Source organism: Affinirhizobium straminoryzae, from assembly GCF_007004135.1.
GTDB lineage: Bacteria > Pseudomonadota > Alphaproteobacteria > Rhizobiales > Rhizobiaceae > Neorhizobium > Neorhizobium straminoryzae.
In genome coordinates, this window is sequence record NZ_VJMG01000013.1 from 1 (window position 1) to 15,245 (window position 15,245).

General features: G+C 64.9%; 18 protein-coding genes and 1 other RNA gene. 11 read left to right on the forward strand and 8 right to left on the reverse strand.

Annotation, left to right across the window (positions count from 1 at the left end; all coding sequences use genetic code 11):
- The coding region (locus FNA46_RS06135; RefSeq protein WP_483923584.1) for an N-acetyltransferase at positions 1–229 on the forward strand (229 nt) is incomplete at its 5' end.
- On the opposite strand, the gene FNA46_RS06140 is transcribed toward FNA46_RS06135, so the two are convergent.
- Both FNA46_RS06140 and FNA46_RS06145 read right to left on the reverse strand, forming a co-directional pair.
- On the reverse strand, positions 219–719 hold the full coding sequence (locus FNA46_RS06140) for a DUF3833 family protein (RefSeq protein WP_143124237.1): 501 nt from the start codon (positions 717–719) through the stop codon (positions 219–221). The genes FNA46_RS06135 and FNA46_RS06140 overlap by 11 nt on opposite strands.
- 158 nt (positions 720–877) lie before the next feature.
- Complete coding sequence (locus FNA46_RS06145) at positions 878–1,882, reverse strand: 2-hydroxyacid dehydrogenase (RefSeq protein ID WP_143124238.1); 1,005 nt, start codon at positions 1,880–1,882, stop codon at positions 878–880.
- Between the two features lie 175 nt (positions 1,883–2,057).
- Here FNA46_RS06145 and FNA46_RS06150 point away from each other — a divergent pair, with 175 nt between their 5' ends.
- Entirely contained in the window at positions 2,058–2,609 is a 552-nt protein-coding gene (locus FNA46_RS06150) for an SH3 domain-containing protein (protein ID WP_143124239.1), read from the forward strand.
- Between the two features lie 84 nt (positions 2,610–2,693).
- On the opposite strand, the gene FNA46_RS06155 is transcribed toward FNA46_RS06150, so the two are convergent.
- A complete protein-coding gene (locus tag FNA46_RS06155; RefSeq protein WP_143124240.1) occupies positions 2,694–3,686 on the reverse strand; it encodes an adenosine kinase in 993 nt (330 codons plus the stop codon).
- Between the two features lie 92 nt (positions 3,687–3,778).
- Positions 3,779–3,925 (reverse strand): hypothetical protein, encoded by a 147-nt coding sequence (locus FNA46_RS25945; RefSeq protein WP_185969747.1) that lies wholly within the window; start codon positions 3,923–3,925, stop codon positions 3,779–3,781.
- Between the two features lie 64 nt (positions 3,926–3,989).
- On the opposite strand from FNA46_RS25945, the gene FNA46_RS06160 reads away from it, so the two are divergent.
- On the forward strand, positions 3,990–4,937 hold the full coding sequence (locus FNA46_RS06160; RefSeq protein ID WP_143124241.1) for an AEC family transporter: 948 nt from the start codon (positions 3,990–3,992) through the stop codon (positions 4,935–4,937).
- 104 nt (positions 4,938–5,041) lie between these two features.
- Here FNA46_RS06160 and FNA46_RS06165 read toward each other — a convergent pair whose 3' ends face one another.
- Positions 5,042–5,614, reverse strand: a complete 573-nt coding sequence (locus tag FNA46_RS06165; protein ID WP_143124242.1) for a c-type cytochrome — start codon at positions 5,612–5,614, stop codon at positions 5,042–5,044.
- A gap of 151 nt (positions 5,615–5,765) precedes the next feature.
- Between FNA46_RS06165 and FNA46_RS06170 the strand changes: the two genes are divergently transcribed.
- The 3 genes from FNA46_RS06170 to FNA46_RS06180 all read left to right on the forward strand — a co-directional run bounded on the left by FNA46_RS06170 (position 5,766) and on the right by FNA46_RS06180 (position 8,457).
- Complete coding sequence (locus tag FNA46_RS06170; protein WP_143124243.1) at positions 5,766–6,521, forward strand: 3-deoxy-manno-octulosonate cytidylyltransferase; 756 nt, start codon at positions 5,766–5,768, stop codon at positions 6,519–6,521.
- A gap of 11 nt (positions 6,522–6,532) precedes the next feature.
- Entirely contained in the window at positions 6,533–7,396 is an 864-nt protein-coding gene (locus FNA46_RS06175) for a prephenate dehydratase (protein ID WP_143124244.1), read from the forward strand.
- Between the two features lie 116 nt (positions 7,397–7,512).
- Positions 7,513–8,457, forward strand: coding sequence for a DMT family transporter (locus FNA46_RS06180; RefSeq protein WP_143124245.1), 945 nt, complete (start codon positions 7,513–7,515; stop codon positions 8,455–8,457).
- 7 nt (positions 8,458–8,464) lie between these two features.
- Here FNA46_RS06180 and nudC read toward each other — a convergent pair whose 3' ends face one another.
- Together nudC and FNA46_RS06190 are read right to left on the reverse strand one after the other, a co-directional pair.
- Positions 8,465–9,433: an NAD(+) diphosphatase gene (nudC, locus tag FNA46_RS06185; protein WP_185969748.1), complete on the reverse strand. Its 969-nt coding sequence runs from the start codon at positions 9,431–9,433 to the stop codon at positions 8,465–8,467.
- A complete protein-coding gene (locus FNA46_RS06190) occupies positions 9,430–9,840 on the reverse strand; it encodes an HIT domain-containing protein (RefSeq protein WP_143124247.1) in 411 nt (136 codons plus the stop codon). The genes nudC and FNA46_RS06190 overlap by 4 nt, the downstream gene beginning before the upstream one ends.
- Positions 9,841–9,927: 87 nt before the next feature.
- On the opposite strand from FNA46_RS06190, the gene ffs reads away from it, so the two are divergent.
- The 3 genes from ffs (at position 9,928) to FNA46_RS06205 (ending at position 12,372) form a co-directional block, all read left to right on the forward strand.
- Positions 9,928–10,024, forward strand: an RNA gene (gene ffs, locus FNA46_RS06195) — signal recognition particle sRNA small type.
- An 84-nt stretch (positions 10,025–10,108) separates the two neighbouring features.
- Positions 10,109–12,016 carry a DNA polymerase III subunit gamma/tau gene (locus FNA46_RS06200; protein ID WP_143124248.1) on the forward strand — a complete coding sequence of 636 codons (1,908 nt, stop codon included), beginning with the start codon at positions 10,109–10,111 and terminating at the stop codon, positions 12,014–12,016.
- A 32-nt stretch (positions 12,017–12,048) separates the two neighbouring features.
- Complete coding sequence (locus tag FNA46_RS06205; protein WP_143124249.1) at positions 12,049–12,372, forward strand: YbaB/EbfC family nucleoid-associated protein; 324 nt, start codon at positions 12,049–12,051, stop codon at positions 12,370–12,372.
- A 51-nt stretch (positions 12,373–12,423) separates the two neighbouring features.
- Here the strand turns inward: FNA46_RS06205 and FNA46_RS06210 are convergent, their stop codons facing one another.
- Positions 12,424–13,035, reverse strand: coding sequence for an MOSC domain-containing protein (locus FNA46_RS06210; RefSeq protein ID WP_143124250.1), 612 nt, complete (start codon positions 13,033–13,035; stop codon positions 12,424–12,426).
- A gap of 56 nt (positions 13,036–13,091) precedes the next feature.
- Between FNA46_RS06210 and recR the strand changes: the two genes are divergently transcribed.
- The gene (recR, locus tag FNA46_RS06215) at positions 13,092–13,697 is read left to right on the forward strand and encodes a recombination mediator RecR (RefSeq protein WP_143124251.1); all 606 of its coding nucleotides are present in this window, start codon (positions 13,092–13,094) and stop codon (positions 13,695–13,697) included.
- A 296-nt stretch (positions 13,698–13,993) separates the two neighbouring features.
- On the forward strand, positions 13,994–15,241 hold the full coding sequence (locus FNA46_RS06220; protein WP_425468676.1) for a lytic murein transglycosylase: 1,248 nt from the start codon (positions 13,994–13,996) through the stop codon (positions 15,239–15,241).
- Positions 15,242–15,245: the final 4 nt, after the last annotated feature.

The window sequence follows — 15,245 nt, forward strand, 5'->3', positions numbered from 1 at the left end:
CCGCCTGCAGCAGGCGGCGGAAGAGGAAGCGCGGCGCCACAATTTGTCCCGGCTTCGCCTCGAGACCCGCATCGAACTGGTCCAGAACCATGCGACGTTTTCCGCCTGGGGTTTTGTCCGCACGGCCGAGAAATCGCATCCCGGCTTCGACCGGATCACCTTCATCGAGATGCAGAAAATGCTGGCCACGCCCGCGGAGCAACGACGGCCCGAGGCCGTCAACGGCTGAAGATCACCTTGGTCCTGGCGACCGGCAGCAGGTACTTCGTGACCCAGGCGGTGTTGACGAGTGTTCCGTCCGGTTCCAGTTCCATGGTGTCGTAGAAACGCACTTTGTTCGGCTTGGCCTCGGTGCCGAGGTTGACGAGGTAGTTGAACTTCGCAACCTTGCCCTCGATCACCACGTCGGTGGTACCGATCACGTCCTCGCGGGTGCCGGTGTAGCGGCCGGGACCTGTCTTGGTGAAGCGCCAGGTCTTGCGGTCCTTCTCGCCGTCGGAGAAAACGAAATCCTCGCGCAAGACCAGCGTCTTGCCGTCCCAGCGGCCGGTCAGATCCACCTTGAACTCCCGCTTGACGCCATTGATCGCGCTGAACGAACCCGTTGCGCGCGTCTTGCCCTCAAAATAGCGCTCCAGCGCCAGATCCGCCGCATCCGCCGCCTGCGTCAATGTCAGCATCGAAAGCCCCATCATGACTGAGAGCAAACCCTTCTTCATCGGGTGCCTCCTTTCCGTCTTTTCAACGGGGTCTACGGAGCATCTTGCAAACTGGATCGATTCCAATCTGGCTTCCGCGATCAAGGCCGCGTGAAGGCGATACCGCCCCATGGCGGGGCGGATCCATCAAGCGTCAGCGCGGCGGAGGGCGGGAACGGTCAGAGACGACTTGGCAGCACGCGGTTCGGCGGGCGGTGGCCGTCAAAGAAGGTACGGATGTTGATGATCACCTTGTCGCCCATGTCGATGCGGCCCTCGACGGTGGCCGAGCCCATGTGCGGCAGAAGCACTGCCTTGCCTTCCTGCGCGAGCTTCAGCAGCTTCGGATTGACGAGCGGCTCGTTGGAGAACACGTCGAGGCCGGCGCCGGCAATGCGGCCATCCTTCAGAAGCTGGATGAGGGCAGCCTCGTCGATGATGTCGCCGCGCGCCGTGTTGACGATGATGCTCGACGGCTGCATCAGCGCCAGCCGGCGGGCGGAGAGAAGATGGAAGGTGGCGGGCGTCGAGGGGCAGTTGACGGAGACGATATCGACCCGCGCCAGCATCTGGTCGAGGCTGTCCCAGTAGGTCGCCTCCAGCTCTTCCTCGGTTGCGGGGTTGACCCGCTTGCGGTTGTGGTAATGGATCGACAGGCCGAAAGCCTTGGCGCGGCGGGCAACGGCAGTGCCGATGCGGCCCATGCCGACAATGCCGATGCGCTTGCCGCCGATGCGCCGGCCAAGCATCCAGGTGGGTGACCAGCCGGCCCAGCTGCCGGGATCCTCCGTCAGCACCCGCGATCCCTCGATCAGGCGGCGCAGGACGGCAAAGATCAGCACCATGGTCATGTCGGCGGTGTCTTCCGTCAGCACGTTCGGCGTGTTGGTGACGGTGATGCCGCGCCGGGCTGCCGCATCCACATCGATATGATCGACCCCGTTGGAAAAGCTGGCGATCAGCTTCAGCTGCGGACCCGCCGCCTCGATCAGTGCCGAATCGATTCGATCCGTCACGGTCGGCACCAGCACATCGGCCGTCTTCACCGCCGCCAGAAGTTGCTCGGGGCTGCGCGGCACGTCGTCTATGTTGAGTTCCGCTTCGAAAAGTTCACGCATGCGTGTCTCGACCGCGTCCGGCAGCTTGCGGGTGATGTAAACCTTGGGCTTTTTCCTGGCGGTCATGGTCGTCCTTCGGAAGCTTGTTCAGATCTCGTTAACCGAGATCGGCGACATTCGGCGGATCAGGCGTTTTCTACCAGACCCGTCGGCGAAGACAAACAAAACCTCGCGCGCTGCGTTTGCCCCCGCATGCGCGAGGCCCCGGCTGCTCCGGCCGATGAGCATCGAGAGAAGGCATATGCGACGTTTCATTCGAATTTCATGCCTTGCCGGCGCGATTGCGCTCGTCGGGACGTCGCTTGCCGCCTTCGTTGACACCGCACCGGCCATGGCGCAGACGGCCAAGGGCGCAAGCGGCCTGCCGCTGCCGCGCTTCGTCAGCCTGAAATCCCGCCGCGTCAACATTCGCGTCGGCCCCAGCACCGATTATGCCGTGTCCTGGATGTACCTCAAGGAGGGGCTTCCGATGGAAATCATCCAGGAATACGAAAACTGGCGGCGTGTCCGCGACGCGGATGGAACCGAAGGCTGGGTGAACCAGGCGTTGCTGTCCGGCGAGCGCACGGCGCTTGCAGCACCATGGATGCGCGACAAGGGACAGCAGGTGTTCGTCAACATGCGCCGTGAGGCCCAGACCACGGCCCAGGTGGTCGCCAAGCTCGAGCCGGGCGTGATCATGCGCCTGAAACAATGCACCGGCGACTGGTGCCTCGCCATCGCCGGTTCGATGGAAGGCTGGGTTCCGCAATCGGAAATCTGGGGCGCCTATCCCGGCGAAGCCTTCAAGTAAGTCCCCTGATCCGCTTGAGGCGCGCCACCGGGCAACAAGACCGTGACGGATCACGGCCCGAACTGACACGGAAAGTCTCTGACGTCAGAGAAGGCCGGCTTCCACGGCCGCATCCTTCAGCGACACCATCGGCCGTGGGCCGAAATGCTGGATCACGATACCGGCCGCCAGGCAGCCGAGCCTGCCGCAGACATCGAGCGGCTTGCCGGCCGTATAGCCGGTCAGGAAGCCGGCAGCGAACAGATCGCCGGCGCCGGTCGTATCCAGCACCTTCTCGACCGCGATGGCATCGACCTTGTAGCGCTCCTCGCCTCTGAGGATGATGGCGCCGTCTTCGCTCAGCGTCACCGCCGCCAGCTTGCAGTCGGCCGCAAGGCTGCGCAGCGCCAGTTCGAAATCGTCGGTTTCATAGAGCGACAGCGCCTCGTGCCGGTTGGCGAACACGATATCCACCGTGCCCGAACGCATGAGATCGAGAAATTCGCCGCGATAGCGGTCGACACAGAAGGAATCCGACAGGGTCATCGAGGTTTCGCGGCCATGCGCATGGGCAATGCGCGCGCATTCGCGGATGGCTTCCTTGGCGCGCGGCGGATCCCACAGATACCCTTCGAAATAGGTGACCTTCGCCTCGGCCACCACCTCGGCCTCGACATGTTCCGGCCCGAGATCGACGCAGGCGCCAAGATAGGTGTTCATCGAGCGCTCGCCATCCGGCGTGACGAAGATCATCGAGCGGGCAGTCGGCGGAAAGGTACCATCGGGCCGGGTCTGGTAATGCACGCCCTGGGCGCGGATATCGTGCTGGAAGATCTTGCCGAGTTCGTCCTCCGCAACCTTGCCGAAATAGGCGGCCTTTGCGCCGAAGCTTGCGACACCGGCGGCCGTGTTGCCGGCGCTGCCGCCGGAGGCTTCGTGCGCGGGACCCATCAGGCTGTAGAGCAGTTGCGCACGTTCCGCATCGATGAGGTTCATGGCCCCCTTGATGATGCCGTTCTCTTCAAGAAACCGGTCCTCGCATCGCGACAGGATGTCAACGATGGCGTTACCGATGGTCAGGACGTCGAACTTGCTCATTCAGCCTCAATCTCCGCAGGGTGGTGCCTTCTCTTCCTCATATAACTTCCAGAGTTGAAGGAAAGGAAAAAGCGCGCGTGGCTTGATGCTCGTCATGCGGGCGTCACGAAGGCGGGATAAATCATCATCATCGGATCGCGGCCCGGACCACGGATGAACTGGCGGACGCGGTTTCGAACCCCGGAAGGGGTCGAAGCGGGCTTCACGCCCGCTTTCGTGTTTTTGATGCCGCGCGCCATCACGGGTTTGTCCCCCGCACGCGAATGCGCTACATCGGACTCCCGTCCGTGAAAGCCCTCCCCCGTGTCAGCCGTCTTTACCAATGTCGCTCCCGTCTTCCTGCTGATCCTGATCGGCTGGATCGTTGCCCGTACCGGCCTGATGAGCGAGGAAAGCGGTGATGCGCTGGCGGAATTCGTGTTCAAGATCGCCCTGCCGACGCTGATTTTCCGCACGCTGGCGGAAGCGCATTTCGAGGGAGCCTCGCCCTTTCGCCTCTGGATCGCCTATTTCGCCGGCGTCGCGGTGACCTGGACGGTCGGCCACCTGATGGCCCGGCGCCTGTTCGGGCGTGACGAGAAGATCGGTGTCATCGCCGGCATGTCTTCTGCCTTCGCCAACAATGTCTTCATCGGGCTGCCGCTGGTGGGGCGTTCGGTCGGCACCGACGGCATCGTGGCCATCTCCATCCTGCTGGCCATCCATCTGCCGCTGATGATGGTGATCGGGACGATCCTGATGGAACATGCGAGCGCCAGGGTGGATGGCGGCGGGCGACGCAGTCTTCTGGCGGTGTTGCGCCAGGTCGGCACCAATCTGAGCCGCAACCCGCTGGTGATTGCACTGGCGCTCGGCGTCGCCTTCAACCTGTCCGGCCTTGGCGCCTTGCCCGTGGTCATCAAGAACGTGGTGGACCAGATCGCTGCGGTGACGGCGGCGGCGGCCCTGATCTCGCTCGGCATGACGCTGCGCAAATATCCGGTGCACGGCAACCTGTCGCTCGCCACCGTCATGGCGCTGCTGAAGCTCATCCTCCTGCCGGCCTCGGTCTACGGCTTCGCCCATCTGCTCGGGCTGTCGCATGCCTGGACCTCCGCCATGGTGCTGACCTCCTCGGTGCCAACGGGCATCAATGCCTGGATCATCGCCACACGCTTCCGCTCGGGTCAAAGCCTCGCCGCCTCCGTCATCAGCATCACCACCATTTTCGGCGTGGTTTCGGTGAGCTTCTGGGCCTGGCTTCTCAGTTGATCGCCGATGCGTCGCAGGCGGGCCAGACCACACTTCCCCTTGTCCAAAAGCAAAGGCCCGGCGTGACCGGGCCCTGATGACAGCAAGAGGCAGGAGCGCTTGGCTCAGTTGGTGGCCGGAGCCGCCGGGTCCGGCAGCGGGGCGGGCTTTTCCGAGAGCGAGCGCAGATAGGCGATCACGTTGGCGCGCTCGTCATCCTTCTTGAGACCCGCAAAGCCCATGGCCGTGCCGGAGATATAGGCCTTCGGAGCCGCCAGGAAGTGGTTGAGATGCTCATAGTCCCAGACCACCGAACCGCCCTTGGAAAAGTCCTTGATGGCAGCGGAATAGCTGAAGCCCTCATGCGAAGCGATCGGCCGATTGACGACGTTCCACAGGCCTGGACCGACCTTGTTGGGACTGCTCGGTTCGGCCGAATGACAGCTCGCACACTTCTTGAAGGAATTGGCGCCGGCCACCGGATCGGCCTTGGCCAGGAGCTGCGCGATCGGCACGGCAGCAGCAGCCGGTGCCGCCTCGCCGCCGCCTGCGGCCGGCGCTTCCGCAGCCGCAATGGCAAAGCCCGGCGTTGCCGGCGCTGGCGAATGGAACAGACCCTCGGATGCGATCGACACGGACATCATCACGAAGACGGTACTGAGCAGGGCCCCCACAGCCATGTTCGTATAGGCGTTCATTCGAAAAAAGCTCCTTCCCACCTGCTGGAATCGCAGGCGTCCCACCTTGAAATCCCTTGAAAGCTATGTCTTTTGCGACACTGGTGCAACCTGAATCAGTGAGCTGCCCCTGCTACCTTTTGCCATCCTCGGCGCTCACGGAAGGACTTTGATGCGCAATCCGGATTTCGACAAAACGCTCGTGCTCATCCCGGCGCGCATGGCTTCCACCCGCCTGCCCGGCAAGCCGCTGGCCGATATCGGCGGCGCGCCGATGATCGTCCAGGTTGCCCGACGCGCCCGCGAGGCCAATGTCGGCCGCGTGATCGTTGCCGTCGACGACCAGCGCGTCTTTGACGCCGTCAACGCTGCCGGTTTCGAGGTTGTCATGACGCGGGACGATCACCAGTCCGGTTCCGACCGCATCCACGAGGCGGTGCTCAGCGCCGATCCCGACGGCCAGGCAGAATTCATCATCAACGTGCAGGGCGACCTGCCGACCATCGAGCCGGAGGCCGTGATGGCTTCGCTGCGCCCGATGCAGGATCCCGCAGTCGACATCGCCACGCTGACCGTCGAGATCGACAACGAGGAAGACAAGGTGCTGCCGCATATCGTCAAGGTGGTCGGCTCGCCGCTCACCCCCTCGCGGCTGCGCGCGCTCTATTTCACCCGCGCCACGGCGCCCTATGGCGAAGGCCCGCTCTACCACCATATCGGCCTCTACACCTATCGCCGCCGCGCGCTGGAACGCTTCGTCTCGCTCGGGCCCTCCGTGCTCGAACAGCGCGAGAAGCTGGAGCAGCTGCGTGCGCTGGAGGCGGGCATGCGCATCGACGTGGAGATCGTTGACTCCGTTCCGCTCGGCGTCGATACTCCGGCCGACCTCGAAAAGGCGCGCGCGATCCTCGCCAGCCGTTCCCTCTGATGGACATTCCCATGGTTTCCAAGACCAATCGCATCGCCTTCCAGGGCGATTTCGGCGCAAACTCCGACATGGCCTGCCGCGACATGTTCCCGAGCATGGAGCCGCTGCCCTGCCCCACCTTCGAGGATGCCTTCACGGCGCTGGAAAGCGGCGAGGCGGATCTGGCGATGATCCCGATCGAGAATACGCTGGCCGGCCGCGTGGCGGATATCCACCATCTGCTGCCCGAATCGCGGCTGCATATCATCGGCGAATATTTCATGCCGATCCGCTTCCAGCTGATGGTGCTGCCGGGTGTGACCCGCGACGAGATCCGCACCGTGCACAGCCATATCCATGCGCTCGGCCAATGCCGCAAGATCATCCGCTCGAACGGCTGGAAGGGCGTCGTGGCCGGCGACACCGCCGGTGCCGCCAAGCTGGTGGCCGAACGCGGCGACCGTTCCATGGCCGCCCTGGCGCCGCGACTGGCGGCCGGGCTCTACGGGCTGGAGATCCTGCAGGAAAATGTCGAGGATTCCGAAAGCAATGTCACGCGCTTCGTCGTGCTGTCGCGCGATGAAGCCTGGGTGAAACGGCAGAGCGACAAGGACCTGATCGTCACCACCTTCGTCTTCAACGTGCGCAACATTCCGGCCGCCCTCTACAAGGCGCTCGGCGGCTTTGCGACCAATGGCATCAACATGACGAAGCTGGAAAGCTACCAGATCGGCGGCAAATTCGTCGCGACGCAGTTCTACGCGGATATCGAAGGACATCCCGACGATGCGCCGGTCCGCCGGGCGCTGGAGGAACTGCGCTTCTTTTCCGAAAAGGTCCGCATTCTCGGCACCTATCTCGGTCACCCGATGCGCCGCGCCCTGAACGGCGCCTGACATCCCGACGGCCGCACGGCGGGCCAGAGGGGTGAGATCGTCATGGACCGGCACCGTTCTTGCCGGCCACCGGCGTGGCCTTGTCGGCTTGCGCCTGTCGCGGCGAAGGAGATCACATGTTTCTTGGAATTCTGGCAGGCCTGCTGACCTGCGCCCTCTGGGGCCTGACTTTCGTTGCGGCGCGGCTGGTGCATCCGTTCAGCCTGTTCGACATCACCATTGCCCGCTACGGCGTTTTCGGCCTGACCTGTGCACTGACCATGCTGCATCCGCGCTTTCGCCTGAAGGGCGTCAGCGGCAGGCGGATCGCAACCGGCATGATGCTCGGCATCATCGGCTATGTCGGCTATTTCGTACTGGCCTCGCAGGCGGTTCTTCTGGCAGGCCCGGTCGTGCCACCGCTGATCATCGGCATCATGCCGGTGATCCTGCCGGCGATCGCCAACCTGATGGACAAGACCATCGAGTGGCGGCGGCTGGCGCTCCCGCTGCTGATGATCGCCGCCGGCATTGGCGTCGTGAATGTCGAACTGGTGGCGAAACTCGATCTCCAGGGCCAGCGGATGATGCTGGCCGGCGCCGGCTGCGCCATTGCCGCCCTCCTGGTATGGGTGCTCTACGGCATCGTCAATGCCCGGATCATGCGCGCAGCCGAACCGCCCGGCACCATCGACTGGACCAACCTGCACGGGCTTGGCGCACTGGCCGGCTCGCTGGTGCTGATCCCGATGGCCTCGAACACCTATCAGACCGCCACGACGGAGGATCTGCTGCGCTTCCTCGGCTGGGCCGTGGTGCTCGGCATGACCGCCTCCTGGCTTGCCACCTGGTGCTGGAGCTTTGCCTCAAGACGGCTGCCGCTTGCGCTGACCGCCCAGCTGATCGTCGCCGAAACCGTGTTCGGCCTGATCTTCGGCCTGACCCTCGACGCCCGGGGGCCAACGGCGGCGGAGGCAATCGGAGCAGCACTGCAGATCGCCGGCGTCTCGCTTGCGGTGCACACCTTCACGCGCCGGCGCAGGGCCGCTCTCACAGCAGGTTCGGGCGCTACGCCGCAGTGACCGGTCGTCAGTCCCTGCGGCTCCACTCCACCCAGTCACGCATCAGCCGGTGGGCAATGGCCCCGCGCGGCGGCGAGAACGGGCCTTCGCCGGCCGGATCCGCCTCCAGCATGGCCGCCACTTCGGCGCGGCTGAACCAGCGGCAATCGGCCAGCTCCTGCTCGTCGCGGCGGATGTCGGCCGACAGCGCCTCCGCATAGCAACCGATCATCAGCGAATGCGGCATGGGCCAGGGCTGGGAGGCGTGATAGCGCACCCGGCCGGTCTCGATGCCGGATTCCTCCAGCGTTTCCCGCCGCACGGCATCCTCGATCGTCTCGCCCGGCTCCACGAAGCCGGCAAGCGTGGAATACATGCCCGGCGCGAAATGGTGGCCGCGACCGAGGAGAACACGGTCGTTTTCCACATCCACGGTCAGCATGATGACGACAGGATCGGTGCGCGGAAACATCATGTGGCCGCAGGCGGGGCAGCTGCGCTTGTAGCCGCCGAGCTGGCTGTTCGTCCTGGTGCCGCACTTGCCGCAGAAGCGGTTGGCTGCATTCCAGTGGGTCAGGCTGAGCGCCTGCGCCACCTCGCCGAGCGTTTCCTCGTCCAGCAGAGCGTCGCGGAAGGCCGAGCGGGCATCGGTGATCTTGAACTGCTTTTCGAGATCTTCCGCCGGCGTCGTCAGGCTGACGGCAAGCCGCGGCTCGCCATTCTCCCGGTAACCGAGCAGGATCAGCGCGTCCCGGTCGGGATGCAGGCCCGCCACCTCGTGCCGGGCAAACAGCGCATCCAGCACCTGGTCGTCATGCTTCAGAACCAGCTTGCCGCCGGCGAGGACGAGAATATGCGCGCCCTCATGGGCAAGCGCCTGATCCAGGCAATCTTCCGTGCGGTGTTCGGCGCCGCGATCCAGCCGGTTGCCGGAAAAGGCAGTCAGACGGCTTGCTTCCGGATGCGGCGCATCCGTTTCGAAAAGGGAGAGGGTCATGATCCGATCGCCTCGTTCAGCGCGGTGAGGAAGGCATGCTTGCGGTCATTGTCGTACGGAACGGCCGTGCCAAAACCCCAGATCGGGCCGGGCCAGTTCGGATCGCCCTCGTGGCGCGCCACCACATGCACATGCAGCTGGCTGACGATATTGCCGAGCGCGCCGACATTGATCTTTTTCGCACCCGTCACCTGCTTCAGCGCCCCGGCGACCAGATTGGCCTCAAAGGTCAGCATGGCCTGATCGAGCGGCGTCAGTTCGAAGATCTCGGTCTTGCCGGCGCGCTGCGGCACCAGCATCAGCCAGGGCCAGCGGCTGTCCTTCAACAGGCGCAGCTGGCACAGACCAAGCGCGGTGACGAATTCGGAATCCCGTTCCAGCCGGTCATCCAGTACAAAAGGGCTCAAGGTGTCCTCCGAAGTTTTTCGTCTTGCTAGCAGTTTTTTGAAGGCTTGGCTTGCTTTTGCTGCGGGAAACGACGATATGTCCCCTCGGGAGGTTGGTGGTGGACGAGCCACTCGCCAACCGGGTCAGGTCCGGAAGGAAGCAGCCCTAACGAGCCAGGCACGGGTCGCCGTGCCAGCCTCCCACCTTCTATTCTTCGATGGTCAGCTTCCGGTCCGGCCGCAAGGCTGGCCAAAGGCTGCCATAGCCGATTGAGGCTCGCGGGACTTGATGAGCGACACCGGGCTGACAGTTTCGGACACGACATCGACGGGTGGCACGGGCTACCGGGTTCTGGCGCGCAAGTACCGGCCCAAGGATTTCTCGGACCTGATGGTCGGCCAGGAGCCGATGGTCCGCACCCTCACCAATGCCTTCGAGACGGGCCGCATCGCGCAGGCCTACATGCTGACCGGCGTGCGCGGCGTGGGCAAGACGACCACCGCCCGCATTCTCGCCCGCGCGCTGAACTACAAGACCCCCGAGATCGACCGTCCGACCATCGACCTGCGGATTCCAGGCGAACACTGTCAGGCGATCATGGAAGGCCGCCATGTCGACGTGATCGAGATGGACGCCGCCTCGCATACCGGCATCGATGACATCCGCGAGATCATCGAGCAGGTGCGCTACCGTCCGGTTTCGGCGCGCTACAAGGTCTATATCATCGACGAAGTGCACATGCTCTCGACGCAGGCCTTCAACGGCCTCCTGAAGACGCTGGAAGAGCCGCCGGAGCATGTGAAGTTCATCTTCGCCACCACCGAAATCCGCAAAGTCCCGATCACGGTGCTGTCGCGCTGCCAGCGTTTCGATCTGCGCCGCATCAGCGCCGCCGATCTGGTCGGCCTGTTTTCCGCCATCCTCGGCAAGGAAGGCATCGGCTTCGAAGCGGAAGCGCTGGCGATGGTCGCACGCGCTGCCGAAGGCTCTGCCCGTGACGGCCTGTCGCTGCTCGACCAGGCAATCGCCCATGGCGGCGGTGCCGTTCAGGTGGAGACCGTGCGCGGCATGCTGGGCCTTGCCGACCGCGCCCGCATCGTCGATCTGTTCGAACATGTGGTGAGAGGCGACGTAACGGCGGCGCTGCAGGAATTTGCTGCGCAATACGAGGCCGGGGCCAATCCGGTCGTCGTCCTGACCGATCTCGCCGACTTCACCCATCTCGTCACCCGGATAAAATACATCCCCGAGGCCGGCGACGACCCGTCGCTGAGCGAGGTCGAGCGCGTGCGCGGTGCCGAGTTTGCCGCAACGGTCGCGGTCACCACGCTGTCGCGCATGTGGCAGATGCTGCTGAAGGGCATTCCGGAAGCCGAGAACGCCGCCCGTGCAGCGGGGGCCGCCGAGATGGTGCTGATCCGCCTCACCCATGCCGCCCACCTGCCCTCGCCGGAAGATGCCGCGCGTCGCGTCGCCGACCTGCTGAACGGCGGTGGCGAGGCCGGCGCCTTGGCCCCGGCATCCGGCAATGGCGGCGCCCGCGCCAGCCTTGGTGCTCCGCCGGTGACGGCGCGGGGACCGGAGAGCGGTGCGCCCGCGCCGCGCATGGCCGCCAATGGCGCTTCGGGTGGGCCGACCGCCATGCTCGCCGCCGTTCCCTCCACGCCGCAGCCAATGACGCTCGGTCGTACGGAAGAACGTGCGGCACCACAGGCCGCTCCGACCGCAGCTCCGGCGCCGAAAGTTCCGGTCACCTCGCTCGCCGACATTGCCGATCTCTGCGCCAAGAACCGCGATCCGAAGCTGAAGGCCCTGCTGCGCAGCTTCGTGCGGCTGGTCCGCATCGATCCCGGCCGGCTGGAGATCAACCTGCCGCCGGATGCGCCGAAAAGCATCGTCGGCGACCTGCAGCGCCGGCTGGAGGAATGGACCGAAACCCGCTGGATGGTGATTCTCAGCCGTGAGAAGGGTTCGCCGACGCTCGCCGAGGTGGAAAGCGAAGCCCGCGAGGCGCGCCTCACCGATGCCCGCGCCGATCCCGACGTCGCCGCCATCCTCGCCCAGTTTCCGGGCGCCCGCATCACCGACGTGCGCATCCGCGTCACCGAGGAGGACGAGGCCGAGGAGATCAAGCCACCGGCCACCATCGAGACGGACGAGGGCGACATCCTGCCCGGCGACGACATCGAATTCTGACACCCGACACGACGAGACGAAGGAGCGACCCGATGCGCGACATCATGGGCATGATGGGCAAGGTCAAGGAAATGCAGGCCAAGATGGAGAAGGCGCAGCAGGAGATTGCCGCGCTTGAGGTCGAAGGCAAGGCCGGCGGTGGCCTGGTGACGGTGATCCTGAGTGGCAAGGGCGAGTTGCGCGGCCTGAAGATCGATCCGTCGCTGTTCAAGGAAGACGAGGTGGAAATCCTCGAAGACCTGATCGTTGCCGCCCACAAGGACGCCAAGGACAAGAGCGAAGCCCAGGCGCAGGAAAAGATGGCGGCGCTGACGGCCGGCCTGCCGCTGCCGCCCGGCATGAAGCTGCCGTTCTGAGCCGGTTCGACGGCCCTCTGAGATTGCAAGCCCGCGCGCTCGCTCCGGCCATCATCCGGCGATCAGCGCGCGCAGCCGCTCGCCGATCGGCAAGGAAAGGTAGCGGCTGCGGTCCTCGTCCGAGAGCCGTCCGGGGCGAAGATGCAGCAGTTCCGGCATGGTGACCGACGGCCCGGCAAAGGGCTGACAGGTCACCGCATCGCCCGCCTGCAACAGGCCCTGCCGCAGCACGCGGCAATAGAAGCCGGGGCGCGCCACCGCATTGAAACGCCGGGCAAAATGCGGATCACCCATGCGCTCGGACAGCGTGGAACAGGGCGTGCGCGTCGCCGTCACCTCCAGCAGAACCTCCGCCGTCTCGAAACGGTCTCCGACGCGGATGCTGCGGCTATCCACCCCCTCGATGATCAGGTTTTCACCAAAGGTGCCGGGCGGCAGCGTCATGCCGAGTTCCTCCTCCCAGGCGGAGAGATCCACCGAGCCGAGGCCATAGACGGCCTGGTCGGGGCCGCCGTGATGCTTGCGGTTACAGACCGAATCGCCGACGAGCCCGTGCCGGTCGACCAGCACCGCCGCCGTGACCTCTGCCTTGCGAATGCCGGTTTTCGCGGATTTTCCGGGTAGTTTCCCGGCCTGGCCGATGCAGATGGCGGTGACTTTCATGCCGGGCACTCCAAAGTCGGATTCCGTTCCGGCCTCTTATGCTCTAAAAGCGGCGCATGGCAAAACGCGTTACCGGTCCCGAAATCGAAAAACTGATCCAGCTGCTCGCCAAGGTGCCGGGGCTCGGCCCCCGTTCGGCACGGCGGGCGGCGCTGCACCTGATCAAGAAGCGCGAACAGCTGATGGGGCCGCTCTCGGTCGCCCTCGGCGAGGCCTATGACAAGGTCAAGGTCTGCTCGCGCTGCGGCAATGTCGATACCAGCGACCCGTGCACGGTCTGCACCGACGATCGCCGCGACCAGTCGGTGATCATCGTGGTCGAGGATGTCTCCGACCTCTGGGCGCTGGAACGGGCCGGTGCGATGAACGCCGCCTATCACGTGCTGGGCGGAACGCTGTCGCCGCTCGATGGCGTCGGGCCGGACGATCTCAACATCAAGGGTCTGATCACCCGCGTCAGCGAGGGCGGCGTGCGGGAAATCATCCTGGCGGTCAATGCCACGGTGGAAGGCCAGGCGACCGCGCACTACATCACCGACCGTCTGTCCGATCTTCCGGTGAAGATCACCCGCCTGGCGCATGGCGTGCCGGTGGGGGGCGAGCTGGACTATCTGGACGAGGGAACGCTGACGGCGGCGCTAAGGGCGCGCACGGCGATATGAGGGTGACAGGAGGAGGCGATAGGTTGACAGGGCTTCTTCGGAACATTTTCACCCGACGGCATGATACTTCCGGATCGTCGGTGGACATGGACAGATCCACGAGATTCCCCCTCTTCTTGAGTGGAACGACGACTGGATGGGTCACAAAGACCCCTCCCCAATCCCCCCCCACAAGGGGGAGGGGCTTAACCTGCCGCGATCTCGTCGCCTTGATCGGGGCATGGCGGGGCCGCAGGTCCTCTCCCCCCTTGTGGGGGAGATGGCCGGCAGGCCAGAGGGGGATTGGGTGGGGGACTGTGTCATTCAGCAGCAAGCTTCTCTCCGCCTTTGCCCTCGCTACGCTGACCACCCTCCCCGCCCTCGCGGCCCCCTCCAGATCCGAGGTGGAGGCGCAGTTCCGCAGCTGGATCAGCCGCGATCTCGCCCCCGAGGCCCGCAAGGCCGGTGTCTCGCAGGCGACGATCGACAGCGCCTTTCGCGGCATTCGTCTGAACTGGAGCCTGCCGGATCTCGTGCCGCCCGGCACCACGCCCCCGAAGGAACAGGACCAGAGCCAGGCGGAATTCTCCTCGCCCGGCGCCTATTTTTCAGAAACGCGGCTGCAGGCACTGGCAGCGACCGGCCGGATGCTGGCCGAAACGCATGCGGCGACGCTGCGCCAGGTGGAGCGCACCTATGGGGTGCCGGGCGCGGTAGTCCTTGCCATCTGGGGCCGCGAAACCGGCTATGGCCGCGCGAAGCTTCCCTATCCGGCGATCGAGGTTCTCGCGACCAAGGCCTTCATGTCGACCCGCAAGGCGATGTTCCGCGCCGAGCTGATTGATGCACTGCGCATCCTCCAGCATGGCGACGTGGCGCCGGGGCGGATGATGGGATCCTGGGCCGGCGCGCTTGGCCAGCCGCAGTTCATGCCCTCCAGCTATGCCCGCTATGCGGTGGATTTCGATGGCGACGGCCGCGCCGACATCTGGGATTCAGTGCCGGACACGCTGGGCTCGATCGCGCATTATCTTGCGCTGAAGGGCTGGCAGCGCGGCCGCGACTGGGGTTTCGAGGTGTCGATCCCGGCCGCTGTGTCCTGTGCTCAGGAAGGGCCGGATCTCGCGAAACCGATTGCCGCCTGGGCCGCGATGGGGATTGCCCGCACCTCCGGAAAACCCTTTCCCGCCCATGAGGCCAGGGTGGAGGGCATGATGCTGGTGCCCGCCGGCCGCCACGGGCCGGAATTCATCGTCACGCCGAATTTCTACGTGCTGAAGGAATATAACAATTCCGACCTCTACGCGCTCTTCATCGGCAATCTGGCCGACCGGATCGCCTATGGCGCCGGCGCCTTCGACGGTGGCTGGGGGCCGGTCGGCAAGATGCGCCGCTCGGATGTGCTCGCCATGCAGACGGCACTGCAGGCCAAGGGCTATGACGTGGGCAAGGCCGATGGTCTTGCCGGCTTCAAGACCCGCCGCTCGCTCGGCGACTGGCAGGCAAAGAACGGGTTTTCGCCGACCTGCTTTCCAGACGAAGGCCTGAAGGCAAAACTGCGCTAGGGTC